This is a genomic window from Streptomyces rhizoryzae (assembly GCF_023155275.1).
In the GTDB taxonomy this organism is placed as follows: Bacteria; Actinomycetota; Actinomycetes; order Streptomycetales; family Streptomycetaceae; genus Streptomyces; species Streptomyces rhizoryzae.
Genome location: NZ_JALMUV010000037.1, coordinates 60,407 through 86,393, shown reverse-complemented (window position 1 = coordinate 86,393; position 25,987 = coordinate 60,407). Strand labels below are relative to the sequence as shown.

Below are 25,987 nucleotides of genomic sequence, written 5' to 3'. Positions count from 1 at the left end.
CCCCCCTCCGCCCCCTCACCGGCTGGCCGCACCCCCACCCCCCGTCCCCGGACGGCACCCTCCCCCTCCCGGGCGAGTCGGTGGCGGTGCTGACGGAGGCCGGGGACGGAGCGGTCCCGGGGTAGCGAGCGGTACGCACCACGGGCCCCGCCGGCGGGCGTGCGCCGGTGGGGCCCGTGGGGGTCGGTGACGGGGGTTACGGGGTGAATTCCTCGACGAGGGCCTTGCAGAACGGTTCGAGGTCGGCGGGCTTGCGGCTGGTGATGAGGGTGTTGGGGCCCTCGGTGCAGCGGACGACCTGCTGGTCGGTCCAGGTGCCGCCGGCGTTGCGGATGTCGGTCTGGAGGCTCGGCCAGGACGTGAGGGTGCGGCCGCGGACCACGTCGGCCTCGACCAGCGTCCAGGGGGCGTGGCAGATCGCCGCGACCGGTTTGCCGGTCTCGAAGAAGGAGGCGATGAAGGCGACGGCGCCCTTGTCGAGGCGGAGGGCGTCGGGGTTGGCCACGCCGCCGGGGAGGACCAGCGCGTCGAAGTCCGCGACGGACGCGGCGTCCACGGTCAGGTCGACGGGGAAGGTGTCGGCCTTGTCGAGGTGGTGGAACGCCTGGATCCGGCCCGACGCGGTGGAGACCAGCTTCGGCGTGCCGCCCGCGGCGGCGACGGCCTTCCAGGGATCGGTCAGCTCGACCTGCTCGGTGCCCTCGGGGGCGACCAGAAACGCGACCTGCATGGAGCGCTCACTTCCCTTCGGCCGGTCGTCCCGGCCCGGGCGGTGACGACCACCGGGCGCGGAACGGCCGGAAAACGACGGTCGGTCGGTGGATTTCTCCTACCGACCGACCATATCGGGATGCGGGGCGCGGGTCATCCGCTGAGGTCGGCGGCGGTCCGGCGGGATCCGTCAGACCGCGGACGGGGCCCCGGCCGGCGCCGGCCCGTCCGCCTCGGCGCCCTCCAGTTCGCGCTCGCTGGCGGCGACCGCCGCCGCCTCCGCCGCCAGGTCGAGGTTGCGGGTGAGCAGGTAGTACAGCCCGCCGCCGACCAGCAGGCCGGGGACGAACGCCAGGTCCGCGCCGCCCAGCGCCTCGGTGACCGGGCCGGTGTAGAAGGACGTGGAGAAGAACGGGACCATCGCCACGAAACCCGCCGCGTAGGCGGCGATACCGCGCCAGGACCAGCGGCCGTAGATGCCGGACGGGTCGAAGATCGCGGTGACCGCGTAGTGGCCGCGCCGGACCCAGTAGAAGTCGACCAGGTTGACGGCCGTCCACGGGATCAGGAAGTAGAGCATCATCAGCACGAAGGTGTTGAAGCTCTCCAGGTAGTTCTCCGGCAGCAGCATCGCCACGGCGAAGATGATCAGGCCGATGGCCACGATGCCGGCGATCCGGACCCGGACGGTCGGCTTGACCGCGCGGAAGGCGTCCACCGCGCTGGTGGTGGTGAGCATCGCGCCGTACGCGTTGACGGCCATGATGCCGATCAGCGCGACCGAGGAGACCACCACCGCGAAGGTGCCGAAGCCGGGCAGGATCGCGTTGCCGACCTGGCGGATGCCGCTGATCGCGTCCGGGTGCGGGAGCGCCGAGGAGAGCAGCGCGCCCAGCGACATCAGCCATGCGGCGGAGCCGGCCGCGCCCGCGTACGTCCACCAGATGACCTTGCGCGCCGGGACGTCCCGGGGCAGGTAGCGGGAGTAGTCCGAGACGTAGACCGCGTAGCTGATCTGGTAGCCGGCCGCGGCCGAGAAGACGACCAGGAAGGACGTCCAGGAGGCGTGCCCGGCGTGGCCGGCGGCGGCCGCGGCGTGCGGGTGCAGGGTGACCAGGGCGCCGACGGTGAGCACGCCGAAGACCGCGATCAGCACGTAGGTCAGCCAGCGCTGCACCAGGTGGAGCAGGTCGTGGCCGACGACGGCGAGCACGATGGCGACGCCGATGATCAGCACGTACCACAGGGTGGCGCCGCCGGGGAAGACGGTGCGCAGGCCCTGGGCGGCGAGGACGACGTTGAAGACGTTGAAGCCGACGTAGACGAAGACCACCGCGGCGAACGGGACGATCGCGCCGCGGATGCCGAACTGCGCCCGCGACTGGATCATCTGCGGCAGGCCCATCCGCGGGCCCTGGTTGGCGTGGAAGGCCATGAAGAACGTGCCGAAGCAGGCGCCGAGGACGACGGCCGCGACGGAGGCGGACAGGCTCAGGCCCAGGGCCGGGCCGAGGAAGCCGGTGACCATCGTGGTGAGCACGAAGTTGCCGGTGAACCAGAAGGGGCCCTGGTGCCACACCTTCCCGTGCCGTTCGCGGACCGGGACGTAGTCGATGGAACGGACCTCGATCATGCGGGAGCCTCGCCCCTCGCTCGTGCCTTCCATGGGTGCCGTGGGATCCATGGGTTACTCCTCGGGCGTGGCGACAGGGTTGCGGGGGCCGCGGGCCGGCACACGGGGGACGACGGATTCCGCGGTGGTGTGAACCTAGGCGCCCACCGCTGAGGACTCGATCGCCCGATCGTCCATCCGATAGATATGTGGTGGACACTATGTCTATGCCGCTGCGTATCTCGGACCTGCTGGACCGCCCCGGCCTGCGTCTCGCGCTCACCTACGACGTTCCGCCGGAGCTGCTCGCCCGCACCATCGAGGCGGCGACCGTCTCGGACCTGCTGACCCCGGGGAAGTGGCTCCAGGGCGGTGAGCTGCTGATGACGATCGGGCTGCTGCTGCCGATGGAGCCGGCCGCCTGCCGGGCGTACGTCCGGGACGCGGCCGAGGGCGGCGCGGCCTGCCTGGCGCTCGGGCTGGGGCAGGGCCTGCCCTACCAGGAGGCGCCGGAGGTGCTGGTCACCGCGGCGCGGGAGGCCGGGCTGCCGCTGCTGACGGTGCCCGACGAGGTGCCGTTCATCGCGGTCACCAAGGCGGTCTTCGACGCCCGGGCCGCCGAGCAGCGGGAGGTGCTGCACCGCGCGTTCGCCACCCAGCGGCGGCTGACCGCGGCCGCGGCGACCAGTGACGGGCTCCAGCCGATGCTGGCGGAGTGGACGGCCGCCACCGGTGTCGGCGCCACGGTCCTGGACCCCCTCGGCCGGCAGCTGGCGGCCGCCGAGCGGGAGCCGCGGACCCCGCTGGACCGGGCCCGCGACCTGATCGAGCGGGTCGCCGCGCGGGGCCTGCGCGGCAGTGCGACCAGTACCGCCGGCGGTACGCAGCTGGAGGTGCAGCCGCTGGGTGCGCGCCGGCTGCGCGGGCTGCTGCTGCTCGCCGGCCGCCCCGACGACGCCGCCCGCGCGGTCGTCCCGGGCCTGATCTCGCTGCTCTCCCTGGAGCTGGAGCGGCGCCACCTGCGCGACGAGCCGGAGCGCCGGCGGCGGTCGGCGCTGCTGTCGGAGCTGCTGGCGGACGAGGACCTGACCGGCGACCGGGCCCGGGACATGCTGGCGTCGGCGGGGCTGTCCGCGGAGCGGGTCCGGGCCGTCGTCGTCGAGGCGGCGCCCGCCACCGGCCCGCGCGGCCCCGGCGGCGCGCCCTCCCCGGCCGCGCTGTCCGAGGGCGCGGCACAGGAGATGGCGGCCGACCTGGCGCTGGCCATGCCCGGTGGGCTGGTGCGGGTGACCGGGGAGCCGGGGCCCGCGCGGGGGCCGCTGATCGAGGCGGTGGCCGGGGAGGAGCTGGACATCCACGCGGTGCTGGGGCGGTTCGCGCCGCACTGCCCGGCGGGCATCGGGCCGGCCACCGCGCCGGAGGCGGTCCGGGTGTCGCTGCGGCAGGCGACCGGGCTGCTGGCGGTCAGCCGGACCAGCGGCGCGCCCGCGGAGGCCCGGCAGAGCGAGGCCGCGCGGCTGCTGCTGGAGCTGGGCGACCGCCGGACGCTGCTCGGCTACGCCGACACCGTCCTCGGGCCGCTGGACCTGGCCGACAACGGCGAGGAGCTGATCGCCACCCTCGCCGCCTGGCTGGAGACCGGCGGCGCCTGGGACGCCACCAGCCGCCGGCTCGGCGTCCACCGGCACACCGTGCGCAACCGCCTCGACAAGGCGATGGACCTCACCGGCCGCCGCCTGGACGACCCCGACGACCGCTTCGACCTCTGGCTCGCCACCCGCATCCGGCGCGGCGGACGGGCGGCGCCCGGCGGGCGCTGACCGGCACCCGGACCGCCCCGGCGCGGCGCCCGGCCGCCGCGCGGCACAACACCCCCGTCACAGAAGGCGCTTCACTCTCCCCCCGTCACCGTCTTTACTGCTGAGGTGACCTACGAGATCCGCACCTTCGCCCCCGGCGCCGAACACGCCACCGCCGCCCCGGCCCCCGCCTCGCGCGGGGGCCGGCTGGTGGCCGTCAGCGATCTGCACGTCCGGTACGAGGAGAACCGCGACATCGTCGAGCGGCTCACCCCCGAGTCCGACGACGACTGGCTGCTGGTCGCCGGGGACGTCGGGGAGAACGCCGAGGACATCCGCTGGGCGCTGACCCTGCTGAGCGGCCGGTTCGCCAAGGTGGTGTGGGTGCCGGGCAACCACGAGCTGTGGACCCCGGCCAAGGACCCGGTGCAGCTGCGCGGGGTGGCCCGCTACGAGTACCTGGTGGCGATGTGCCGGGAGCTGGGCGTGGTGACCCCCGAGGACCCCTATCCGGTCTGGGAGGGCGCCGGCGGCCCGGCCGTCATCGCGCCGCTGTTCGTCCTCTACGACTACTCCTTCCGGATGCCGGGCGCCGGTTCCAAGGAGGAGGCGCTGGAGATCGCCGAGAAGGCGGGCATCGTCTGCACCGACGAGTACTTCCTGCACCCCGACCCGTACCCGAGCCGGGAGGCGTGGTGCCGGGCCCGGGTGGCCCAGACCGAGGAGCGGCTCGCGGCGCTCCCGGCGGACCTGCCCACCGTCCTGGTCAACCACTGGCCGCTGGTCCGCGAACCCACCCGTCCGCTGTGGTACCCGGAGTTCGCCCTGTGGTGCGGGACGGAGGCCACCGCCCACTGGCCGCGCCGGTTCCGCGCGGCCACGGTGGTCTACGGGCACCTGCACATCCCGCGGCTGATCCACTGGGAGGGAGTGCCCCACCAGGAGGTGTCGCTCGGCTACCCTCGCGAATGGCGGCGACGCTCCGGCTCCCCCGGCCGCCCGGTCCAGATCCTGCCCGTCGCGACCACCGGAGTGCCCGCGTGATGGAGAAGCTGCTGCCCGCGCCGGTGGCCACCGCCGAGTCCTTCGCCGACGACCCCGTCGAGGAGATGCACCCGCAGGAGTTCGCGCTGGTGGCGAAGGCGGTGCCGCGCCGGCAGCGGGAGTTCGGGACGGTCCGCAACTGCGCCCGCCGGGCCCTGTCCGCGTTCGGCATCGCGCCGGGGCCGGTGCTGCCCGGGCCCGGGCGGGCCCCGCAGTGGCCGGCCGGGATCGCCGGCGCGATGACCCACTGCACGGGCTACCGCGGCGCCGCGGTGGCCCGGACGACGGACGTCCGCTCCCTCGGGGTGGACGCCGAGCCGCACGCGCCCATCGACGACCCCGGCGTCCTGGACCTCGTCACGCTCCCCGAGGAGCGCGCCCAGCTGACCCGGCTCGCCGCGCACCAGCCGGAGATCTGCTGGGACCGGCTGGTGTTCAGCGCCAAGGAGAGCGTCTACAAGGCGTGGTACCCGCTCACCGGCCGCTGGCTGGGCTTCGAGGACGCCCACCTCACCCTCGACCCGACCGACGCCACCTTCACCGCCCGGCTCCTCGTCCCCGGCCCGGAGGTGGCCGGCCGCACGCTCACCGAGTTCGCCGGCCGCTGGCTGATCGGTTCGGGGCTGGTGATGACGGCGGTGACGGTGCCGGTGTGAGGTCTTTGCCGGGGCGGCCGCCCCGGTGCCCGCGCACGGCGACGGCACCCGAGGGGCTCGGGTGCCGTCGCCGTGCGCGGGCGGGCCTGCGCCGCCTCCCGGCGGGCTCAGTCCTCGTCCGGGCTCAGCCCTCGTCCGGGGTCAGCCGGAGGGAGATCGAGTTGATGCAGTACCGCTGGTCGGTGGGGGTCGGGTAGCCCTCGCCCGCGAAGACGTGGCCGAGGTGGGAGCCGCAGCGGGCGCAGCGGACCTCGGTGCGGACCATGCCGTGGCTGCGGTCCTCCAGCAGCTCGACGGCTCCGCTGTCCTTGGGGTCGTAGAAGGACGGCCAGCCGCAGTGGCTCTCGAACTTGGTGTCGGAGCGGAACAGCTCGGCGCCGCAGGCGCGGCAGGAGTAGACCCCGGCGGTCCTGGTGTCGGTGTACTCGCCGCGGAAGGCGGGCTCGGTGCCGCCCTGGCGGAGGACCTGGTACTCGGCCGGGCTCAGCTCGGCGCGCCACTCCTCGTCGGGCTTGTCGATCTCGTACGGCATGGGGGCCTCCTCAGCTCATGCGCCCAGGCGGGACAGGATGGCGGGGCCGAGGTCGGTCACATCGCCCGCGCCCATGGTGAGAACAAGGTCGCCGGGGCGGGTCATTCCGGCGATGAGGTCCGGAACCGCGCCCGGGTCGGACTCGGGGGTGACCCGGGCCCCGGCGGCGCGGGCGGCGTCGGTGATCAGGGCGCTGGTGACGCCCGGCAGCGGGTCCTCGCGGGCCGGGTAGATGTCCAGGACGACGGAGGCGTCGGCGAGGGCGAGGGCCTGGCCCATCTCGGTGCCCAGCTCCTGGGTGCGGGAGTACAGGTGCGGCTGGAAGACGACCAGGATCCGGCCGCCGGTCTCCGCGGTGGCGCCGCGGATCGCCTCCAGGTCGGCGGTCATCTCGGTGGGGTGGTGGGCGTAGGAGTCGATGACCTGCACGCCGGCGGCCTCGCCCTTGAGCTGGAGGCGGCGCTTGACGCCGGTGTACTTGCCGAGGGCGTCGGCGAGCTGGTGCGGCGGGAGGTCGAGGGCGACGCCGGCGGCCAGGGCGGCGACGGCGTTGTGGGCGTAGTGCCGGCCGGGCACCGAGACGGTGAAGGTGAGGATCTTGCCGCTGGTGAGGGTGACGGTGACGTCGCTGGTCAGACCGTGCGGGGTGATCTGGAGGATGCGGACGTCGGCGTCCTTGGACTCGCCGTAGGTGACGATCTCGATGTCGTCGCGGTCCAGCCGGGCGGTCAGCTCGCGGGCGCCGGGGTGGTCGGCGGCGATGACCAGGGTGCCGCCGGGGCGGATGCGGCCGGCGAAGGTCTCGAAGGAGGCGTAGATCTCGTCCATCGAGGCGTAGTTGGCGTGGTGGTCCAGCTCGACGTTGAGGACGATGGCGACCTCGGGGGCGTACTTGTGGAAGCTGCGGTCGCTCTCGTCGGCCTCGGCGACGAAGATCTGGCCGGTGCCGTGCTCGGCGTTCGATCCGGGGGCGTCGAGGTCGCCGCCGATGGCGTAGGACGGCTTCAGGCCCAGCGCGCCGAGGGAGACGGCGAGCATGGACGTGGTGGTGGTCTTGCCGTGGGTGCCGGCGACGGCGATCGGGCGCAGGCCGTCCATGAGGGCGGCGAGGGCGTCGGAGCGGTGGACGACGGGGAGGCCGCGCTCCCGGGCGGCGGCCAGCTCGGGGTTGTCGGCACGGATCGCGGAGGAGACCACGACGCTGGTGGCGTCCTCTGCCAGGTGCCCGGCGGCGTGGCCGAGGTGGACGGTGGCGCCGAGCTCGCGCAGGGCGCGGGCGGTCGCGGAGTCCTTGGCGTCGCTGCCCGCCACCCGGGCGCCGCGCTGGGCGAGGATCTTGGCGATGCCCGACATGCCGGCGCCGCCGATGCCGATGAAGTGCGGCCGTTCCATCGAGGCTGGGATGGCGGGTGCCATGAGCGGGTCTCCCTGATCGTCGAGCGTGGCGTGCGGGTCGCGCGGGGGCGCGGGGGCGCCCGTACGCCGGACCGCCGTCCCTCGTGCTGCGGACGATTCTCGCACCCGGCACCGACAGCGCCCCGCCACGGGCCCGTGCGGCGTGCGGTGCGGCGGTTCAGCGGCGGATCAGGCCCCGGGCGGTGGCGGCGGCGACCGCGGCGGTGCGGGAATCCACCCCCAGCTTGGAATAGATGTGGACGAGGTGGGACTTCACGGTCGCCTGGCTGAGGAAGAGGCGCTTGCTGATCGCCGCGTTGGACAGCCCGTCGGCGACGAGCTGGAGGACCTCCGTCTCGCGGCGGGACAGCGCGGTGGCGGGCGTCCGCATCCGGTCCATCAGGCGCAGTGCGACGGCGGGGGCGAGCGCGGACTTCCCGGCCGCGGCGGACCGCACCGCGGCGGCCAGCTCGTCCGGCGGGGCGTCCTTGAGGAGGTAGCCGGTGGCGCCGGCCTCGATGGCGGCGAGGATGTCGGCGTCGCTGTCGTAGGTGGTCAGGATCAGCACCCGGGGCGCGCCGGGGCGGGCGGTGATCTCGGCGGTGGCCCGCGAGCCCAGCATCCGGCCGCCGAACTGGAGGTCCATGAGGACCACGTCGACGTCCAGCCGGGCGGCCAGCGCCACCGCCTCCTCGGCGGTCGGGACGTCGGCGGCGATCTCGAAGTCCGGCTCGGTCTCCAGGACGGCGCGCAGGCCGGCCCGTACGACGGGGTGGTCGTCGGCGAGCAGCAGCCGGACGGGGGCGGCGGGTGCGGTCACGGGGCGGCTTCCCGGTCGGTAGGGGGGACGGCGGTCGGATCGGGGCAGGGCAGCGTGACGGCGAGGGCGGTGCCCTCCCCGGGGGCGGACTCCACGGCCAGGGTGCCCTGGAGGGCGCGGGCCCGGGCGCGCATCGCGGCCAGCCCGAAGCCGGAGCCGCCGGCCGCCGCGGAGCCGGGCGGGGGCACCTCGGCGGGCACGAACCCGCGGCCGTCGTCGACGACGTCCAGGGCCACCTCGGTGTCCATGTAGCTCAAGGTCAGCTCGACGCGGCGGGCGGCGGCGTGCCGGACGGTGTTGGCCAGCGCGGACTGGGCGATGCGCAGCAGGGCGACCTCGTGCGGGGTGGGGAGCGGGGCGGGGGCGCCGGAGACCTGGCAGTGCACGGCGAGCCCGGAGGTGCGGGCGGTGGCGGCGCACAGCCGCTCCAGGGCGGCCGGCAGCGACCCGGCGTCCAGATCGGGCGGGCTGAGGGCGCGGACGAAGCGGCGGGCCTCGGCGAGGTTGTCGACGGCGGCGGTGCGGGCCTGGCGGATGTGGCCGAGCGCGGTCTGGGGCCGCTCCGGTACGGCGCGCTCGGCGGCCCGCAGGAGCAGCTGGATGCTGGACAGGCCCTGGGCGAGGGTGTCGTGGATCTCGCGGGCCAGCCGCTCCCGTTCGGCCAGGACGCCGGCGGCGCGCTCGGCGGCGGCCAGTTCGCTGCGGGCCGCGGTCAGCTCCTCGATGAGGCGGCGGCGCTGCTCGCTCTCGCGGTAGAGGGCCTGGTAGCCGAGGACCACGGCGACCGCGACGGCGGCGCCCAGGGCCGGGCCGATGACCGTGCCGGCGCTGAGCGCGCCGGTGTGCCAGGCGAAACCGGCGATGGCCAGGGCCGTGCTGACCGCGACGGCGGGCAGCGCCGCGCGCAGCGGCAGCAGGTGCAGCTGGACGAAGAAGAGCGGGAAGGCCAGCCAGACGCCGTCCGGGGTGAGGGCCAGCAGCACCAGCCAGACGGCGGCCACCGCGGCGAGCCAGAGCGCGGCGGCGCGGGCGGAGCTGCGCACCCGGGGCAGGAAGGGCCCCAGGACGTAGAGGGCCAGCAGGACCGCGGCGGTGGCGAGCACGGCGGGGACCGCGGGCGCGCCGCCGGCCACCGCGCGGACGGCGGCGAGCGCGAGCAGCGCGGCCACCATCAGGTGGAGGCACAGGCGCAGCGCGCGCAGGACGGGGGTGAGGGAGTGGTCGGTCCTGGCTTCTTCGGTCACGGCCCCTCAAGGCTACGGGCCGGTCCCGGCCGCGGCATCCATCGAAAGGTGGAGGGCGGGCGTCCGAAAGGCGGCCGCCGGACCGCATCCTTCGGCCGCGCGGAACCACTCCCGGGCGCGATGCCCCGGGGGGCCGCCGCGGGCGACGGTGGAGACCAGCCGCCGGGCACCGGGCCCGGTACCGAGCCGAGGATGGCCGCGCCGGTGTTCGTCGCCTGGAGAGACCTGAGATTCGCCAAGGGGCGGTTCGCCCTGATGGGGACCGTCGTCACACTGATCACGGTGCTGGTGGGGCTGCTGTCCGGCCTGACCGCGGGCCTGGGCCGGGAGAACACCTCGGCGATCACCGCGCTCCCCGCCGACCACCTGGTGTTCGCCGCCCCGGCCGGGGACGGCAAGCCGTCGTTCGGCGACTCCCGGCTGCCGGAGCGCACGGTGCGGGAGTGGGCCCGGGTGCCGGGCGTGCGCAGCGCCGACCCGCTGGGCATCACGACCACGAAGACCGAGGGGGCCGGCGGGCGGACCGCGGCGGTGTCGGTGTTCGGGGTGCGGCCCGGGTCGCACCTGGCGCCCGCCGCCGGGGCGGTGCGGGACGGCGCGGTGGCGCTGTCGGAGAAGGCCGCCGCCACGCTCGGCGTGCGGACCGGGGACCGCGTCGCGCTGGGCGGCCGCACCGTCGAGGTGGCGGCGGTGACGGGCGCGGCGATGTACAGCCACACCCCCGTGGTGTGGGCCTCGCTGGCCGACTGGCACCGGCTCCCCGGGAGCGCGGGCGGCGCGGACGCGCCGGGCGCGACCGTCGTCGCCCTGTCCACCACCGGGACGGACGCGCTGGCCGCCGCCGACCGCCGGCTCGGCACCCGTACGGTGGCCGCCGCCGACGCCCTCCAGGCGATCGGCTCGTACAGCGCCGAGAACGGCTCGCTCCAGCTGATGCGGGGCTTCCTGTTCGCGATCTCGGCGCTGGTGATCGGGGCGTTCTTCACGGTCTGGACGATCCAGCGCAGCGGTGACGTGGCGGTGCTCAAGGCGCTCGGCGCGTCCACCCGCTACCTGCTGCGGGACGCGCTCGGCCAGGCCGTGGTGCTGCTGGCGGCCGGGACGGGTCTGGGCACGGCGGTGGCGGCCGGGGTGGGCGCGGCGGTGGGCGGCACCGTGCCGTTCGTACTGGACCCGTCCACCGTGCTGCTGCCGGCCCTGATCATGATCGCGCTGGGTGCCGTGGGCGCCGCGCTGTCCATCCGCCGCATCACCTCCGTCGACCCGCTGACCGCGCTGGGAAGTGCCCGATGAGCCTCGAACTGACCGACGTCACCCTCACCTACCCCGACGGCGACACCCGGCTGACCGCGCTGGACGCGGTCTCGCTGACCGTGCCGGCGGGCCGCCTGACGGCGGTGATCGGGCCGTCCGGGTCCGGCAAGTCCAGTCTGCTGGCGGTCGCCGCCACGCTGATCCGGCCGGACCGCGGCCGGGTGGTGGTGGACGGCACGGACACCACGGGGCTGAGCCGCGCCGAGCTGACGGCGCTGCGCCGAACCACCATCGGGACGGTCTTCCAGCAGCCGAACCTGCTGCCGTCGCTGACCGCCGCCGAGCAGCTCCAGGTGATGGCCCACCTGGACGGCCGCCCGCCCCGGGCGGCGCGGGCCCGGGCCCGGGAGCTGCTGGCGGCGGTCGGCCTGGCGGACCGGGCGGACCGGCGGCCGCACCAGCTGTCGGGCGGCCAGCGGCAGCGGGTCAACATCGCCCGGGCGCTGATGAACGAGCCGGCGGTGCTGCTGGTCGACGAGCCGACCAGCGCCCTGGACCACGAGCGGGGCGCCGCGGTCCTGGACCTGCTGGCCGGGCTCACCCGGGAGCGGGGCACCGCCACGGTCCTGGTCACCCACGACCGCGCCCACCTGGAAGCGGTGGACGCGGTCGCGGAAGTCCTGGACGGCCGGCTGACCCCGGGGGCAGCCGCCCCGCTGTGAGCCGCCGCCCCGGGGCCGTGCGCGGGGCGGCCTAGTCGTCGCGGTGCGAGAAGGTGGGGAACAGGCTCCGGTCGGCGGGGGCGCGGTCCCCGGGCGCGCCGGTGTCCCGGGCCTCCTGCGCCGCCGGGCCGGTGCCGCGGTCCTCGTCGCGGGCCCGCTCCTCGTCCCGGGCCCGCCGTCCGCGCCGGGCCCGGCCCTCCGCCCGGCCGCGCTCGCGCCCCCGCTCCGCGCCCGGTTCCCGCTGCTCCGCCATGACAACCCCTTTCCTCGGTACACCGGTGGTCCGGCCCGGTACGGGCCGCTTTCGACCAGGAACGCACCGATCCGGGACGGCGGGGAGCCGCAGATCGCCCGTTCGGGTGACAGACGGGCACGGGGTTGACCGGGCGGCCGGGGCGGTGCCGCGCGGCGCGCGGTTCAGCGGCCGGTGTCCTGGGGCTGGTCGTCGGCGGCGTGCGAGAACAGCTTCAGGACCGGCACCCCGACCTTGTGGCGGGCCCGCGAGGCCCAGTCGCGGTGGAAGAACTCCTCGACGAAGTGCGGGGCGGTCAGCACGATCACCTCGTCCGCGGCGGTCTCGTCGACAACGGTCTTCAGCAGGTCCAGCGGATGGTCCTCGACCACCTGGCCGACCGCCTCCGCGCCGGCCGCCCGCAGCGCCCCCAGCGTGCGCCTGAGCCCCTCTTCGGCGGGCACCGCGGCGCCGGCCCCGCCCGGCTCCTCGCCCTCCCGCACGGCGTCCTCGAACTCCCCCAGGGCCACGTCGTCGATGGCCCGCAGCAGGACGTCCTGTTTGCCGCGCGGCTGCATGAGGACCACGAAGGACACCCGGTCGTCGCCGTGGAGGGTGGTGACGAACTCCACGTCGGCGGGCGTCAGAGGCTTCTCGATCATCAATACGCTCGTGAACACGACGGACGCCCTTCTTCTCTTCCGGCACCGTCTGCCACGGTGCCCACAGAAACCATCCTGCCCCGTCGCCACACGGGGCCTGTCGGGTTTTAGTGTGCCCAAAGGAAGCTAAGCGGAACAGATAATTCCGTTCTTTTCGGAGGGGAGGAACCCCTCAGGTCCGGCGGTATCGGGTGAACAGGAAACCGGACTCCTCCAGTACGGACACCAGCGCGAACCGCTCGGGCACCGCCACCCCGGGCCCGTCCATGATCCGCTGCGCATCGCCGGCCGCCACCACCGGGGCCAGCGACAGGCACAGCTCGTCCAGCGCCCCGGCCGCCCCGAACTGCGCCAGCAGCCGCGGCCCGCCCTCGGTCAGCAGCCGGGTGTGGCCCCGCGCCGCCAGCACCTCCGCCACCCGCGCCGGGTCCACGCCCAGGCCCTCGCCCGCGAAGAGCACCTCGGCGCCCGCCGCACAGGCCGCCCGCACGCGCTCCTGGGGGGCGCCGGCCCCGGTGAGCACCACCGTGGGCACCAGCGGCTCGGTGAACAGGGGCAGGGTGAAGTCCAGCCCCAGGCCCGCGGTGACCACCGCGATGGCGGGCGCCGGGCCCTGTCCGGCGGCGGCCCGCCGCGCCGCGAAGGCGGCCCGCGCCCGGGCCGGCCGGTAGCCCTCCAGACGGACCGTTTCCGCGCCCACCACGACCGCGTCCGCCAGCGCCCGCAGCACCCCGAAGATCCGCATGTCGGCGTCCCCGGAGAGCGGGTGCGACCGCCCCCCGTGGTGCGCGGCGCCGTCCAGGGAGGACACCATGTTGGCGCGCAGCCAGCCGGGGCGGCCGGACCGCACCGGGTCGTCCGCCGCCGGGTAGGCATAGGCGTCGGCCAGTTCGTCCAGGGTCCACTCGCGGTCGGCGGCCGGGTCGGGGCCCGGCTCCCCGGTGGCGCCGGGGGCCGGGGCGGACGGGGCGGGCGGGACGGGAAGGGGGAACAGGCGTCGCATGGCCGCAGTGTGACATGCCTCGCTCACCGGACCGGGCGGCACCGCGCAGCGACTAGGCTGGAGGGCTGTGTCATCTTCCCAGCCCTCGTCCTCGTCCGCGTCCTCCCCGATAGCCGCGCCCCCGGCCGGCGGGGACGGCGCCGCGGCCCCCACCGCGCTCACCTCCCGCGCGCCGCACGTACCGGCCGAGCGCCTGGTGGCCGAGATGGTGCCGCCCCCGCGCTTCCAGGGCGCCCGCTTCGACACCTACCTCCCGGACCCGGACCGGCCCAGCCAGGCCGAGGCCGTGGAGATCCTGCGCGGTTTCGCGGCGGGGATCGGCGGCGGGGCCGGCGCGGGCGCCGGCGGGAAGCGGCGCTGGTTCTCCCGGGCGCCGAAGAAGCCCGCCGCCCCCGAGGGGCCGCGCGGGGTCTATCTGGACGGCGGCTACGGCGTCGGCAAGACCCACCTGCTCGCCTCCCTGTGGCACGCCGCCCCCGCCGAGCCCGCGCAGAAGGCGTTCGGCACCTTCGTCGAGCTGACCAACCTCGTCGGCGCGCTCGGCTTCCAGCAGACCGTGCGGACGCTCAGCGGCCACCGGCTGCTGTGCATCGACGAGTTCGAGCTGGACGACCCGGGCGACACGGTGCTGGTCTCCACGCTGCTGGGCAAGCTGGTGGAGGCCGGCGTCGCGCTGGCCGCCACCTCCAACACGCTGCCCGGCAAGCTGGGTGAGGGGCGGTTCGCGGCCGCCGACTTCCTGCGCGAGATCCAGGGTCTGAGCGCCCACTTCCGCGCCCTGCGGATCGACGGCGAGGACTACCGCCACCGCGGTCTGCCCGAGGCACCCGCGCCGTTCGACGACGCGACGGTGGCCCGCGCGGCGCACCGCACCCCCGGCGCCTCCCTGGACGACTTCCCGTCCCTCCTGGAGCACCTCTCGACGGTCCACCCGAGCCGCTACGGCGCCATGTGCGACGGGATCACCGCGGTCTGCCTCACCGACGTCCAGGCGGTGCCGGACCAGTCCACCGCGCTGCGCCTGGTGGTGCTGGCCGACCGGCTCTACGACCGCGAGGTGCCGCTGCTGGCCTCCGGCAAGCCCTTCGACGAGCTGTTCAGCGACGAGATGCTCAACGGCGGCTACCGCAAGAAGTACTTCCGCGCGATCTCCCGGCTGACCGCACTGGCCCGGGACGCCAAGTCGCTCGTCCCGTAAGGCCGTTCGGGCCCGCCCCCGGCAGCCGGGGGCGGGCGGTCAGCCCGAGCAGGCGGTGCGCTGGGCCTCCTGCCACTCGCAGACCGGGCAGTGCACGATGCCCGGCCGGCCGGCCGGGTACTCCGTGGGGCGGCCGCACGCGACGCAGTCGGCGCGCGGCTCCCGGGCGCCGGGGCCGTCGGCGGCCGGGTGCCCGGCGGTGCGGCCGGATTCTGACTGCGGTGCGGTGTGCGGCATGCCACGAGCCTACGCCGCCGCCCCGCCGCCCCGCGGGGGCCGGGCCCGCGGCGGGCGCCGTCCGGGCCGGGGTCAGCCGCGGCGGGCGGCGAGGGCGCAGGCCACGGCCGCGGCGGCGGCCGCCAGGGGCAGCGCGGCGGCCAGCGGCAGCCAGGGCATGAGGACGGTGCCGCGCTCCGAGCCGGTGACCATCCCGGTCAGCGCGGCGTTCGCGGGCGAGGCGCCCAGGACCAGGAGCAGCAGCGCGGCGACCAGCCCGGCCGGCACGCCCCACCCGGGGCGGCGCAGCACCGGCCAGGAGCACAGCGCGCCGATCGCGCCGCCCAGCAGCAGGCAGACCAGCGCGGTGAGCAGCCCGGCGGCGGTCGCCGGGCCCACCGGGACGGCGGTGCGGTGGTCGGCGGAGTGCGGGTCGGACAGCAGGGCCACGAAGGCGGTCCCGCCGAGCGCGAGGAGCAGGGCGGCACCGGCCGCGGTGAGCAGCGCGGCCAGCTGCGCCCGGCCCGGCCCGGCGGCCGCGGCGATGCACCTGCGGGCGGCCGGCGGCTCGTTGGCGGCGCAGATCCGGCTCAGCCAGACGGTGACCGGCAGCAGCCCGGCGGCGGCGTACCCGTAGGCGTCCAGGATGGGGCCGCCGGTCTGGACACCGATGGCCAGGAACGCCGCGTACACCAGGAACGGCGGCAGCCAGCGGTGCGAACGGGCCAGCAGCGCCGCCTGGTAGCGGAGCAGCGCGGTCAGGGAGGCGGTCATGGGCGGGGGTTCTCTCCGGGTGCGGGGGTGTCCGGGCCGGGCGCAGGGGGGCCGGGCGGCCGGCGGCCGGGGGCGTGCGGGCCGGGTGGCGGTCCGGGGGCGGTGACGGTGCGGATGTGCCACGGCGGGTGCGCGGTGAGCAGGGCGCGGAGCAGGGCGTCGGAGTGCGCGGCCGGGACGGTCAGCCGGATCGTGCCACCCGGGCCGGGGGCGGCCTCGGGGGCCCCTGGCAGGGCGGCGGGCGGCGGGCTGCCCGGCGGGCCCTCGGCCTCGATGACGGCCACCGGACCGCGGGGTTCGGCCGCCTGTTCCGGACCGGCGGCCGGTCCGGCCGGTACGGGGTGCAGCCGGCCGTCCGCGACCCGGTAGCGGGCGTCCGCGGCCCCGGCCAGCCGGCCCGGGTCGTGGTCGACGAAGACGACGCTGCCGCCGGCCGCGACCCGTTCGGCGACCGCCCGGTCGAGGAGGCCCCGGGCGGCCGGGTCCAGCCCGGTCCACGCCTCGTCCAGGACGAGCAGGTCGGGGCCGGCCAGCAGGGCCTGGGCGACCGCGACCTTCTGGCTGGTGCCCTTGGACAGCTCCGCCAGCGGGGTCCGGGCGTGCCCGGCGGCGCCGAAGCGCTCCAGCCACTCGGCGGCGCGGCGGGCCGCCTCCGGGGTCCGCAGGCCGTGCACGCGCCCGAGGTGGGTGAGGTAGGCGGCGGCGGTGAACGGGAGGGCGGCCGGGAACCGCTCGGGCACGTAGGCGGTGCGCGGGCGGCCGGTGATCCGCCCGGCGGTGGGCCGGTCGAGGCCGGCGAGCAGCCGCAGCAGGGTGGACTTCCCGCTGCCGTTGGCGCCCTCGACGCGCAGCAGCGCACCGGCCGGCACGTCGAGCCGCACCTCCCGCAGGATCCAGGGACCGCGCACTCCGTAGCGCCGGCCCACCCCGTCCAGCCGCATCCGCGCTGCTGCCCCCCGCGGCATCCGCCGCACCTCCCCGCTCCCCCGTCGTCCCGTGTCCCGCAGCGGCCCCGCGGCCCGCGGCCCGCTACGGGACGAACGGTAGCGGGGGCGGGCGCGCGGTGCGGCGCCGGGGACGGGTCCGGCGGCGGGCGGCGCGGGCGGGCGCGGGGCGTTGTCGGTGGCGGCTGGCAGACTTGACCGCGTGACCAGTACCGAGACCGCCGGCCCGGCCGGCGACGACAGCGGGCCGCGCCCGGGCGAGGGCGAGGCGCGCGAGCCCGCGGCGGCACGGGAGTTCGTGCTGCCGCTCGTGGTGCGCCTGGAGCGGACCGCGCCGCCGGAGCGGACCGACGCCCTGGAGACCGCGGCCCGGGCGGTGCTCGCGCTGCTCTCCGACCCGCGCGCCGCGGACGGCGGCGCCTGGGCGGACGCGGTGCGGGACTGGCAGGACTCCCGGATACGGAAGGTGGTCCGGCGGGCGCGCGGCGCGGAGTGGCGGCGGGCCACGGCGCTGCCGGGCCTGACGGTCACCGGCCGGGCGGCCGAGGTGCGGGTCTTCCCTCCGGTGCCGCTGGACGGCTGGCCCAAGGAGCTGGCCCGGCTCCAGGTCTCCGGGACCGAGCTGGACGACTCCCGGGCGCCCGGGGAGCCGCCCGCCGGGTCCCCGGTGCTCTGGCTCAATCCGGCGCTGGAGATGTCCGCGGGCAAGGCGATGGCGCAGGCCGGGCACGGCGCGCAGCTGGCCTGGTGGGGCCTGTCCGCGGCGGACCGGGAGGCGTGGCGCGCGGCCGGCTTCCCGCTGTCCGTGCGGACCGCGGCGCCCGCGGCCTGGGAGCAACTGGCCGGCGGCGGACTGCCGGTGGTGCGGGACGCCGGGTTCACCGAGATCGCCCCGGGGTCGTGCACGGTGGTCGCCGACCACCCGGCGCTGCGCGGCGCGCCGCTGCCGTCGTCCCCCTGACCGCCGGGCCCGGCCGCCGGGCCCGGAGGGACCGGTCCGAGGGGCCGGGCCCCGCACGGCCGCGCCCGTCCCGCGGCCCCCGGCCCGCGCAGCTCACCCCGCTCACCCCGCTCACGCCGCTCACCCCGCTCACCCCGCTCACCCCGCTCACGCCGAGAAGCTCAAATCCAGCTCTGAATCGGCCGGGCGGACGGTTACCCGGCCCCGGGCGCGGCAAGCAGTAGCCCGACCACGGGAGCGAGAGGGGGAGCCGTGCGGCGTCTGGGGACCGGAATCGGCTGGCGGCCGGAGATCGCCGGGGAGATCGCCGCCCTGCCCGGCGTGGACTGGGTGGAGGTGGTGGCCGAGAACGTCTGCCCGGACCATCTGCCCGAAGCCCTGCGGGAGTTGCGGGCCCGCGGGACGGCGGTGATCCCGCACGGCGTCTCGCTCGGGCTCGGCGGTGCGGACCGTCCGGACCCCGGGCGGCTGGCCGCGCTCGCCGCGCGGGCCACCGCGCTGGACGCGCCGCTGGTCACCGAGCACCTCGCGTTCGTCCGGGCCGGGGGTCCGCTGACCGCGTCGCCGGTGCTGGAGGCCGGGCACCTGCTGCCGGTGCCCCGCACCCGCGACGCCCTCGACGTGCTGTGCGAGAACGTGCGGATCGCCCAGGACGCGCTGCCGGTGCCGCTGGCGCTGGAGAACGTCGCCGCGCTGTTCGCCTGGCCCGGCGAGGAGTTCACGGAGGGGCAGTTCCTGGCCGAGCTGGTGGCGCGCACCGGCGTCGGGCTGCTGATCGACGTCGCCAACCTCCACACCAACCACGTCAACCGCGGCGAGGACCCGGCCGCGGCCCTGGACGCGCTGCCGCTGGAGGCGCTGGCGTACGTCCATGTCGCCGGCGGCGTCGAACGGGACGGGATCTGGCACGACAGCCACGCCCACCCGGTGACGGGGCCGGTGCTGGACGTGCTGGCGGAGCTGTGCGTCCGGACCGAGCCGCCCGGGGTCCTGCTGGAGCGCGACGACGACTTCCCCGGCGGCGGCGCGCTGGCCGCCGAACTGGACGCGATCCGCGGTGTGGTGGAGGGGGCGCGGCATGTCCAGCCGGCCTGAGGCGGCGCCGGATCCCGAGGGCGCCGCGGCGCCGGGGGCCGGGGCCGACGCGGCGCGCCGGCGGCTGGCGCTGGCGCAGACCGCGCTGCTGTCGGCGCTGGTCGCCGGGACGCCGGCGCCCGAGGGGTTCGACCGGGCCCGGCTGCGCGTGCAGAGCCGGGTGCTGGCCGCCAAGCGCGCGGCGGTGGTCGCCAAGGTGGCGCCGGAGCTGCCGCAGCTCCTCGGCGCGGACTACCGTACGGCGTTCGCCGCGTACGCCCGGCACCGCCCGATGGCCGGCGGCTACCGCCAGGACGCCCTGGACTTCGCGGCGTTCGCGCTGGCCCGCCGGATACCGGCGGACCGGGTGGCGCGGCGGCGGCTGGCCCACTGGTGGCGCGACCGGTCCGGGCCCCGGCCGCCGTCCGGGCGCGCCGCGGCGCGGCTGGCCCGGGCCGCGGTGCGGCGGGCGCAGACGCTGCGGCTCCCCCGGCGGCGCCCGGCGTCCGGGCCGGACGCCGCACCGGGCTGAGGCACCGCCCCGAGGCCCACCCGAAGCACCGCGCGGGGGCGGCGCGTCGGGGCCGGCGGGCGGCGGCCGCCCGCGCCGTCCGGATGGTGAGATACCTCCTGGCGGCGGGCCCCGGCGTCCCGTAGAACCTCCGCCATGTGGCTCCTCTTCCTTCTCCTCGCCTGGGCCGCGGCGGTGGTCTCCTGCGTCCGGGTCTGCCGCCGGGCGCTCGCCGCGGGCCAGGCCGCGCACCGCGCCCCGGGCGCACCGCCGGAGGCCGGGCCGGTGCCCGGCGCGCTGACGCTCTACGAGACCGCCTACCTCTCCGGCGGCCCGCACCGGCTCGCCGACGTGGTGCTGGTCCTGATGGCCCAGCAGCGGCGGCTGCACCTGGCCCACACCGGCTGGGCCACCGTCGTCGACCCGGTCGGCCAGGACCCCGTCGAGCGCGCCGCGCTCACCGCGATAGGCCCCGGCGGGCAAAGCCGGATACCGGCCGTCCGGCACGCCCTGACCACCGCCGACGCGGTCCGCAAAGTGGCCGACCGGCTGGTCCGCGCCGGTCTCGCACTGCCCGCCGCGACCCGTACGGGCATCGGCACGGCGGTCCGCGGGCTGCGGGGTGCGGCGCTCGTGGTGCTGCTGGCCGCCGGCGCCACCTACTGGATGGCGCCGCCCGGCGCGGCGGACCCGGTGGTGCTGGGGTGGTTCGCGCTGCCGCTGGTCCTGACCCTGGGCACCTGGGCCATCGCCCGCGCCGAGGCCCACCCGTACACCGGCTGGGCCACCGACGCCGGCCGGGCGCTGCTGCGGCACGAGCGGTCCGACGGGCCGGCGGGCCCCCCGGGTCCGGCGCCGGCCGGGCTGACCGTGCTGGCCCTGCACGGACCGGCGGCGTTGGCCGATCCCGGTTTGCGGGCGGCGCTCCACTCTTCCGGGGCATAGCGTCCGACACCGCCGCCCGGTGCTTTACTTCGCCACCAATCGGCCCAACTATCCCTTTTGTATGCCCACCGTGCGGCCCAGTGCAGCGCGCCCCGAACGGGGGCCGGCGCACCGCGCACCACGCACCATACGAAGGGACGGCTCGTGAGAGCACTTGCGTTGTACGGCGCCCTCGGGTCGCTGGTCCTGTCCGGCCTGGCCTCCGCACCGGCCGGCGGTGCCGTGCGGGACCCGGCGGCGCCGCCCGCCCCCGTCCACCCCCTCAGCTTCGGCCGGTGCGCGGCCGTGGAACACCTCCCGGCCACCGTCGAGTGCGCCGCCCTCACCGTCCCCCTCGACTACGCGCGCCCCCACGGCAAGCAGATCAAGCTGACGGTGAGCCGGGTCCGGGCCACCGCGCCCGGCGAGCGGCAGGGCGCGCTGGTCTTCAACCCCGGCGGCCCCGGCGCCTCCAGCATGCAGTTCCCGCTCTACGGGACGCTGCCGACCTGGCGCCGCACCGCCCGCGCCTACGACTTCGTCGGCTACGCCCCGCGCGGGGTGGGCCGCAGCGCGCCGCTGTCCTGCCAGGACCCCGAGAAGTTCGCCAAGGCGCCCACCGACAGCCCGCGCCACCCCAGCGCCGCCTTCAAGCGGCAGAAGGTGGCGGAGGCCAGGGCGTACGCGCGCGGCTGCGCCCAGCGGGCCGGCGCCGACCTGCCGTTCTACAACTCGGTCAACAACGCCCGCGACCTGGACATGCTGCGGGCCGCGCTCGGCGAGAAGAAGCTGACGTTCATGGGCGCGTCCTACGGGACGTACTTCGGTGCGGTGTACGCGACGCTGTTCCCCGGCCACGTCCGCCGGATGATCTTCGACAGCGTGGTCAACCCCGAGCCGAAGCAGATCTGGTACCGCAACAACCTCGACCAGAGCGTCGCCTTCGAGCGCCGCTGGCGCGACTGGCTGCGCTGGGTCGCCAAGCACCACGACACCTACCGCCTGGGGACCACCGCGGAGGAGGTGCAGCGGGCGTACGACCGCGCGCTGGAGCAGGTGCGCCGCAAGCCGGTCAACGGCCGGATCGGCCCCGGGCAACTCCAGTCGGCGTTCCTGAAGACCGGCTACAACGACGCGTTCTGGCCGATGCGCGCCGAGGCGCTGGCGAAGTTCCGCCGCGGCGACGCCCGGCCGCTGATCGCCCAGGCCATGCCCACCGGCGACGGCCGGGCCGAGGAGAACGCCAACGCCGTCTACACCGCGGTGGAGTGCAACGACGCGGCCTGGCCGCGCAGTTGGCGGGTCTGGGACCGGGACAACACCGAGATCGCCCGCACCGCGCCGTTCGAGACCTGGGACAACGTCTGGATGAACCTGCCGTGCGCGTTCTGGCCGGACCGCCGGGAGTCCGCGGCGGCCGGGCTGGACGAGGCGGTCCGGCACACCGCCCACCGGGCCGCCGGGGGCGCGCCGGCCGCCGGTGCGCTGGCGGACGCCTCCCGGCACGCCGCCGCCACCGACCTGGACGACGCGCTGCACGGCCAGCGCGGCCCCCTCGACATCCGCACCGAGCCCGGCGCGCTGCCGCCCGTCCTGCTGCTGGCCGCCGAGCGGGACGCGGCCACGCCGTACCCGGGGGCGCTGGAGCTCCAGCGGCGGCTGCCCGGGTCGGCGCTGGTCACCGAGCGGGGCGCGGGCACGCACGGCATCGCGCTCGGCGACAACGCCTGTGTGAACACCTACGTCGAGGCGTACCTGCTGCACGGGAAGGTCCCCGGGCACCGGATGTACTGCGGCCCGCGGGCCGAGCCGGTGCCGGGGCAGTCGCCGCAGCGGGCCCGGCAGGCGCTGGTGCAGCCGGTGAAGGGGATGAAGGAGATGCGCGGGCGGTAGGCCCGCCCCCTCCCGGGCACACAGCGGACGGGCCGTCCCCCGCGGGGCGGCCCGTCCGTCTGCCGTCGAGGCCGTCAGGCCAGGCCGGCGACCAGCTCGGACACCGGCTTGCGGCGGCCGGTGTAGAAGGGGATCTCCTCGCGGACGTGCCGGCGCGCCTCGGAGCCGCGCAGGTGGCGCATCAGGTCGACGATCCGGTAGAGGTCGTCGGCCTCGAAGGCCAGGATCCACTCGTAGTCGCCGAGCGAGAACGAGGGGACGGTGTTGGCGCGGACGTCGGGGAAGCCGCGGGCCATCTTGCCGTGGTCGGCGAGCATCCGGCGGCGGTCCTCGTCGGGGAGGAGGTACCACTCGTAGGAGCGGACGAAGGGGTAGACGCTCACGTAGTCGCGGGCCCGCTCGTCGGCGAGGAAGGCCGGGATGTGCGACTTGTTGAACTCCGCGGGGCGGTGCAGCGCCATGTTCGACCAGACCGGCTCCAGCGCGCGGCCCAGGCGGGTGCGGCGGAAGCGGTTGTACGCCTCCTGGAGCGCGTCGGAGCTCTCCGAGTGCCACCAGATCATGACGTCGGCGTCGGCACGCAGCCCGGAGACGTCGTACGTGCCGCGGACCACCACGTCCTTGGCGGCGAGCTGCTCGAACAGCTCCTCGACCTCGTCGGCGTAGCCGGCCCGGTCCTCGGGCAGCACGTCGCGCAGCTTGAAGACCGACCAGAGGGTGTAGCGGATGACCTCGTTGAGGTCCTTGGCCTTCTTGCCGGCGTGGGGGATCTTGTCGGGGGCGGGGGCGGAAGCGTCTGTCATGCCTTCCATTCTCACTCGCCCCCCGAGGAACCCGCCGCCAGGGTCCCGAGCACCTCGTCGGCGGCCTGCCGGGCCGACCCGACGCAGGCCGGGATGCCCACGCCGTCGTAGAGCGCCCCGCAGACCCGCAGCGGGGCGGGCAGGCCGGCGACCGCCGCGCGGATCCGGGCCACCCGGTCCACGTGGCCGACGGTGTACTGGGGCAGCCCGGCGTCCCAGCGGGTGACCGTGGCGGCCACCGGGCGGGCGGTCAGGCCGACGGCCTCGCCGAGGTCGGTGCGGGAGAGGGCGACCAGGTCGGCGTCGTCCCGCGCCAGGTCGGCGTCGTCTCCGTAGCGGCCCAGGGAGGTGCGCAGCACGAAGAGGTCCGGGCCGGCCTCGGCGATCCAGTTCCACTTGTGGCTGGCGAAGGTGGACGCCTTGATCCGGCGGCCGTCGACCGGCGGCACCAGGAAGCCGCTGCCACCGGGGACGGCGGGCAGGTCGGCGCGGCGGAAGGCCATGGTGACCAGGGCCATCGAGGCGTACTCGACGGCGTCCAGCACACCGGCGGCGGCCGGCGCGCCGGTGCGGAGCAGGCCGGCCGCGGCGGGCGCGGGCACCGCCAGGACCACCGCGTCGGCGGTGAGCCACCGGTCGCCGGCCCGCACCCGCCAGCCGCCGCCGGCCGGGGCCAGCTCGTGCACCGGGGTGTGCAGCAGGATCTCGCCGCCGGAGCGCCGTACGGCGTCGGCGACCGCGCCGGGCAGGGTGCCGATACCGCCGGCGAGGCCCATGAAGACCGGGCCGGTGGCGGCCGGACCCCCGGGGACGGTGGCCGCGGTGCGCTCCTGGAGGGCGCGGACGCCCTCGATCAGCGAACCGCCGCGCCGCGCGGCCTCGAACAGCTGCGGGACGGCCGCCCGCATCGAGATGCGGTACGCGTCACCGGCGTAGACCCCGCCGAGCAGCGGTTCGACGAGCCGGTCGACGACCTCGCGGCCGAGCCGGGCCGCGACGTACGCGCCGACCCCGACGTCGTCGCCGGCCTCGGTGGCCGGCAGCGTCCGGTCCTGCTCGATCCGCGCCAGGCCCTCGGGGGAGAGCACCCCGGAGGCGGCGAGCGGCCCGAGGTCGCCGGGGACGCCCATCACATGGCCCTTGGGCATCGGGCGCAGCGCCCCGCGGGTCCACAGGGAGGCGGTGGCGGTGCCGGGCGGCTGGAGCCGCTCGCCCAGGCCCACGGCGCGCGCCAGCTCCACCGCCTCCGGCCGCCGGGCCAGCATCGACTCGGCGCCGAGGTCGACCGGTACGCCCGCGATGTCGCCGGCCAGCAGCTTGCCGCCGAGCCGTCCCGAGGACTCCAGGAGGGTCACCCGGGCGCCGCCCGCCAGCAGCCGGTGCGCGGCGGCCAGCCCCGCGATCCCGCCGCCGATGACCACGACATGACCGGGCTCCGGGCCCGTACCGGTGTGCGCTGTGCTCATGGGTCCACTGTCTCAGAGCGGGTGCGGACGCCCCCGGGGCGGTCCGGCCCGCCGGACCGGGCCGTTCGGCCGTGACCGCTTCGAGACCCCGCGGCGGCAACCGCCGGCCGGGCGGCCCCGTCCAAGAGGCAGCGGACTCCGGCCTGTTGGGGACCGGCGGCCCGTACCGCCGCCGCCCGGCGGCCGCCTACGGAAGGGGACCACCGGACATGCGGGGAACACGGGGACGGCGCGGCAGGCGGACGCCGGGGGCGCGGCGGGCCGGTGGGGCGGCGGTGCTGCTGGTGGTGTCGCTGGCGGCGGCCGGCTGCACCTCGGCGGCGAGCGGTCCGACCGCCGCGGCCGACGCGGCGGCCGGACCGGGCGGGGGCGCCGCCGCGCCGCAGCAGCCGGGCGGCGCCCGGCAGGGCGCGGCGGGCCGGGGAGCCGGTGCGCCGGCCGGCGTACGGGCGAAGGCGGCGCAGGTCGTGCGGACCGCGACGCTCACCGTGCGGACCGGCGACGTGGCCGGGGCGCTCGCCCGGGCCCGGAGCGCCGCGGCGGACGCGGGCGGTTACGCGGCCGAGGAGACCACCGACCGGGACCCGGACGGCCGGGACCGGTCGAAGCTGGTGCTGCGGGTGCCGCCGGAGCGGTACGACGCGCTGCTGGCGCGGCTGTCCGGGCTCGGCACGGTGCTCGCCCGCGAGGTGTCGGCCAGGGACGTCACCGACCAGGTGGTGGACACCGACAGCCGGGTGAAGTCCCAGCGGGCGAGCGTCGACCGGATCCGGGCGCTGATGGACCGGGCGTCCTCGATCGCCGACATCACCGCCCTGGAGTCGGAACTGAGCACCCGGGAGGCGAACCTGGAGTCCCTGGAGGCCCAGCTGGCGTCCCTGAAGGACCGCACCGGCGCGGCCACCGTCACCCTGCTGCTGCGCCGGCCCGGCGCCGTCGAGGACCCCTCCCCCGGCAGCGGCGCCTCGTTCGGCGACGCCCTCCGGGACGCCTGGCACACCTTCACCGGGGCGGCCCGCTGGGTCCTGGTGGCCCTCGCCGCGCTCCTCCCCTTCGCCCTCACCGGCGCGGCCCTCCACGCCCTGTGGCGAACGACCCGCGGCCGCTTCCCCACAAGCCCGCTTCGCCACCGACGGCGGCCACCGGGCGGCGGGGGGTCCGGGGGCGTCGGGGGGCCGGGTAGTGCCGGTGGGCTGGGCGTCGCCGGCGAGCCGGGCGGCACGCGCGGAGTGGAGGGGGCGGGCGGGCCGGGAGCGACAGGCGGGCTCGACGGCACCGGCGGACTGGAGGGGACGGACAGGCCGGGCCCCACGGACGGATGGGACGCGACGGGCAAGCCCGGCGCGACAGGCGGCGTGGACGGCACCGGCGAACCGGAAGCGACAGACCGGCCGGACCCCACGGACGGGGTGCACGCAACGGGCAAGCCCGACGCGACACGCGGCGTGGACGGCACCGGCGAACCGGACCCGGCAAGCAGGCAGACCGGGACGCGGTAACCCCAAGCGACAGGCGGGGCCGCGCGGGACCGGGGACC

Annotated in this window: 24 protein-coding genes and 1 pseudogene; 11 read left to right on the top strand and 14 right to left on the bottom strand. The window is 76.7% G+C overall.

What is annotated here, in order from left to right:
- Window positions 1-196 precede the first annotated feature (196 nt).
- On the bottom strand, window positions 197-730 hold the full coding sequence (locus tag MUU72_RS25780; RefSeq protein ID WP_248015786.1) for a type 1 glutamine amidotransferase domain-containing protein: 534 nt from the start codon (window positions 728-730) through the stop codon (window positions 197-199).
- Between the two features lie 171 nt (window positions 731-901).
- Window positions 902-2,395, bottom strand: a complete 1,494-nt coding sequence (locus MUU72_RS25775) for a purine-cytosine permease family protein (protein ID WP_248015785.1) — start codon at window positions 2,393-2,395, stop codon at window positions 902-904.
- A 155-nt stretch (window positions 2,396-2,550) separates the two neighbouring features.
- Here MUU72_RS25775 and MUU72_RS25770 point away from each other — a divergent pair, with 155 nt between their 5' ends.
- The 3 genes from MUU72_RS25770 to MUU72_RS25760 all read left to right on the top strand — a co-directional run bounded on the left by MUU72_RS25770 (window position 2,551) and on the right by MUU72_RS25760 (window position 5,822).
- On the top strand, window positions 2,551-4,143 hold the full coding sequence (locus MUU72_RS25770; protein ID WP_248015784.1) for a PucR family transcriptional regulator: 1,593 nt from the start codon (window positions 2,551-2,553) through the stop codon (window positions 4,141-4,143).
- A gap of 105 nt (window positions 4,144-4,248) precedes the next feature.
- A complete protein-coding gene (locus tag MUU72_RS25765; RefSeq protein WP_248015783.1) occupies window positions 4,249-5,166 on the top strand; it encodes a metallophosphoesterase family protein in 918 nt (305 codons plus the stop codon).
- Window positions 5,163-5,822 carry a 4'-phosphopantetheinyl transferase family protein gene (locus tag MUU72_RS25760; protein WP_248015782.1) on the top strand — a complete coding sequence of 220 codons (660 nt, stop codon included), beginning with the start codon at window positions 5,163-5,165 and terminating at the stop codon, window positions 5,820-5,822. The genes MUU72_RS25765 and MUU72_RS25760 overlap by 4 nt, the downstream gene beginning before the upstream one ends.
- A 124-nt stretch (window positions 5,823-5,946) precedes the next feature.
- Here MUU72_RS25760 and msrB read toward each other — a convergent pair whose 3' ends face one another.
- The 4 genes from msrB to MUU72_RS25740 form a co-directional block, all read right to left on the bottom strand.
- Window positions 5,947-6,354, bottom strand: a complete 408-nt coding sequence (msrB, locus tag MUU72_RS25755) for a peptide-methionine (R)-S-oxide reductase MsrB (RefSeq protein WP_248015781.1) — start codon at window positions 6,352-6,354, stop codon at window positions 5,947-5,949.
- A gap of 15 nt (window positions 6,355-6,369) precedes the next feature.
- The gene (gene murC, locus MUU72_RS25750; RefSeq protein ID WP_248015780.1) at window positions 6,370-7,770 is read right to left on the bottom strand and encodes a UDP-N-acetylmuramate--L-alanine ligase; all 1,401 of its coding nucleotides are present in this window, start codon (window positions 7,768-7,770) and stop codon (window positions 6,370-6,372) included.
- 157 nt (window positions 7,771-7,927) lie between these two features.
- Window positions 7,928-8,569, bottom strand: coding sequence for a response regulator (locus tag MUU72_RS25745; RefSeq protein WP_248015779.1), 642 nt, complete (start codon window positions 8,567-8,569; stop codon window positions 7,928-7,930).
- Window positions 8,566-9,813, bottom strand: coding sequence for a sensor histidine kinase (locus MUU72_RS25740; protein WP_248015778.1), 1,248 nt, complete (start codon window positions 9,811-9,813; stop codon window positions 8,566-8,568). The genes MUU72_RS25745 and MUU72_RS25740 overlap by 4 nt, the downstream gene beginning before the upstream one ends.
- A 204-nt stretch (window positions 9,814-10,017) precedes the next feature.
- Between MUU72_RS25740 and MUU72_RS25735 the strand changes: the two genes are divergently transcribed.
- Complete coding sequence (locus MUU72_RS25735) at window positions 10,018-11,106, top strand: ABC transporter permease (protein ID WP_248015791.1); 1,089 nt, start codon at window positions 10,018-10,020, stop codon at window positions 11,104-11,106.
- Window positions 11,103-11,789, top strand: coding sequence for an ABC transporter ATP-binding protein (locus MUU72_RS25730; RefSeq protein WP_248015777.1), 687 nt, complete (start codon window positions 11,103-11,105; stop codon window positions 11,787-11,789). The genes MUU72_RS25735 and MUU72_RS25730 overlap by 4 nt, the downstream gene beginning before the upstream one ends.
- A gap of 31 nt (window positions 11,790-11,820) precedes the next feature.
- Here MUU72_RS25730 and MUU72_RS25725 read toward each other — a convergent pair whose 3' ends face one another.
- The 3 genes from MUU72_RS25725 to MUU72_RS25715 all read right to left on the bottom strand — a co-directional run bounded on the left by MUU72_RS25725 (window position 11,821) and on the right by MUU72_RS25715 (window position 13,686).
- Window positions 11,821-12,042, bottom strand: coding sequence for a hypothetical protein (locus MUU72_RS25725; protein WP_248015776.1), 222 nt, complete (start codon window positions 12,040-12,042; stop codon window positions 11,821-11,823).
- Window positions 12,043-12,206: 164 nt separating this feature from the next.
- Entirely contained in the window at window positions 12,207-12,701 is a 495-nt protein-coding gene (locus MUU72_RS25720) for an indole-3-glycerol phosphate synthase (protein ID WP_248015775.1), read from the bottom strand.
- Between the two features lie 154 nt (window positions 12,702-12,855).
- Window positions 12,856-13,686: a dihydrofolate reductase family protein gene (locus tag MUU72_RS25715; RefSeq protein ID WP_248015774.1), complete on the bottom strand. Its 831-nt coding sequence runs from the start codon at window positions 13,684-13,686 to the stop codon at window positions 12,856-12,858.
- Window positions 13,687-13,753: 67 nt separating this feature from the next.
- On the opposite strand from MUU72_RS25715, the gene zapE reads away from it, so the two are divergent.
- Entirely contained in the window at window positions 13,754-14,884 is a 1,131-nt protein-coding gene (zapE, locus tag MUU72_RS25710; protein WP_372503259.1) for a cell division protein ZapE, read from the top strand.
- 39 nt (window positions 14,885-14,923) lie between these two features.
- Here zapE and MUU72_RS25705 read toward each other — a convergent pair whose 3' ends face one another.
- The 3 genes from MUU72_RS25705 to MUU72_RS25695 form a co-directional block, all read right to left on the bottom strand.
- Window positions 14,924-15,121, bottom strand: a complete 198-nt coding sequence (locus MUU72_RS25705; protein ID WP_248015773.1) for a hypothetical protein — start codon at window positions 15,119-15,121, stop codon at window positions 14,924-14,926.
- Window positions 15,122-15,193: 72 nt separating this feature from the next.
- Entirely contained in the window at window positions 15,194-15,874 is a 681-nt protein-coding gene (locus MUU72_RS25700) for an ABC transporter (protein WP_248015772.1), read from the bottom strand.
- A complete protein-coding gene (locus tag MUU72_RS25695; RefSeq protein WP_248015789.1) occupies window positions 15,871-16,815 on the bottom strand; it encodes an ABC transporter ATP-binding protein in 945 nt (314 codons plus the stop codon). Before MUU72_RS25695 ends, MUU72_RS25700 begins: the two co-directional genes overlap by 4 nt.
- A gap of 205 nt (window positions 16,816-17,020) precedes the next feature.
- Between MUU72_RS25695 and MUU72_RS25690 the strand changes: the two genes are divergently transcribed.
- The 4 genes and pseudogenes from MUU72_RS25690 to MUU72_RS25675 all read left to right on the top strand — a co-directional run bounded on the left by MUU72_RS25690 (window position 17,021) and on the right by MUU72_RS25675 (window position 22,181).
- Window positions 17,021-17,779: a peptidyl-tRNA hydrolase gene (locus MUU72_RS25690; protein WP_248015771.1), complete on the top strand. Its 759-nt coding sequence runs from the start codon at window positions 17,021-17,023 to the stop codon at window positions 17,777-17,779.
- 252 nt (window positions 17,780-18,031) lie between these two features.
- Window positions 18,032-19,385 (top strand): annotated as a pseudogene (locus MUU72_RS25685) (MbnB/TglH/ChrH family RiPP precursor modification enzyme).
- 135 nt (window positions 19,386-19,520) lie between these two features.
- Window positions 19,521-20,309: a TIGR04222 domain-containing membrane protein gene (locus tag MUU72_RS25680; RefSeq protein ID WP_248015770.1), complete on the top strand. Its 789-nt coding sequence runs from the start codon at window positions 19,521-19,523 to the stop codon at window positions 20,307-20,309.
- 144 nt (window positions 20,310-20,453) lie between these two features.
- Window positions 20,454-22,181, top strand: a complete 1,728-nt coding sequence (locus MUU72_RS25675; RefSeq protein WP_248015769.1) for an alpha/beta hydrolase — start codon at window positions 20,454-20,456, stop codon at window positions 22,179-22,181.
- 74 nt (window positions 22,182-22,255) lie between these two features.
- Here MUU72_RS25675 and hemQ read toward each other — a convergent pair whose 3' ends face one another.
- Window positions 22,256-22,993 (bottom strand): hydrogen peroxide-dependent heme synthase, encoded by a 738-nt coding sequence (gene hemQ / locus MUU72_RS25670; RefSeq protein ID WP_248015768.1) that lies wholly within the window; start codon window positions 22,991-22,993, stop codon window positions 22,256-22,258.
- Window positions 22,994-22,995: 2 nt separating this feature from the next.
- On the bottom strand, window positions 22,996-24,450 hold the full coding sequence (gene hemG, locus MUU72_RS25665) for a protoporphyrinogen oxidase (RefSeq protein ID WP_248015767.1): 1,455 nt from the start codon (window positions 24,448-24,450) through the stop codon (window positions 22,996-22,998).
- Window positions 24,451-24,659: 209 nt separating this feature from the next.
- Between hemG and MUU72_RS25660 the strand changes: the two genes are divergently transcribed.
- Window positions 24,660-25,949 (top strand): DUF4349 domain-containing protein, encoded by a 1,290-nt coding sequence (locus MUU72_RS25660; protein ID WP_248015766.1) that lies wholly within the window; start codon window positions 24,660-24,662, stop codon window positions 25,947-25,949.
- Window positions 25,950-25,987 lie beyond the last annotated feature (38 nt).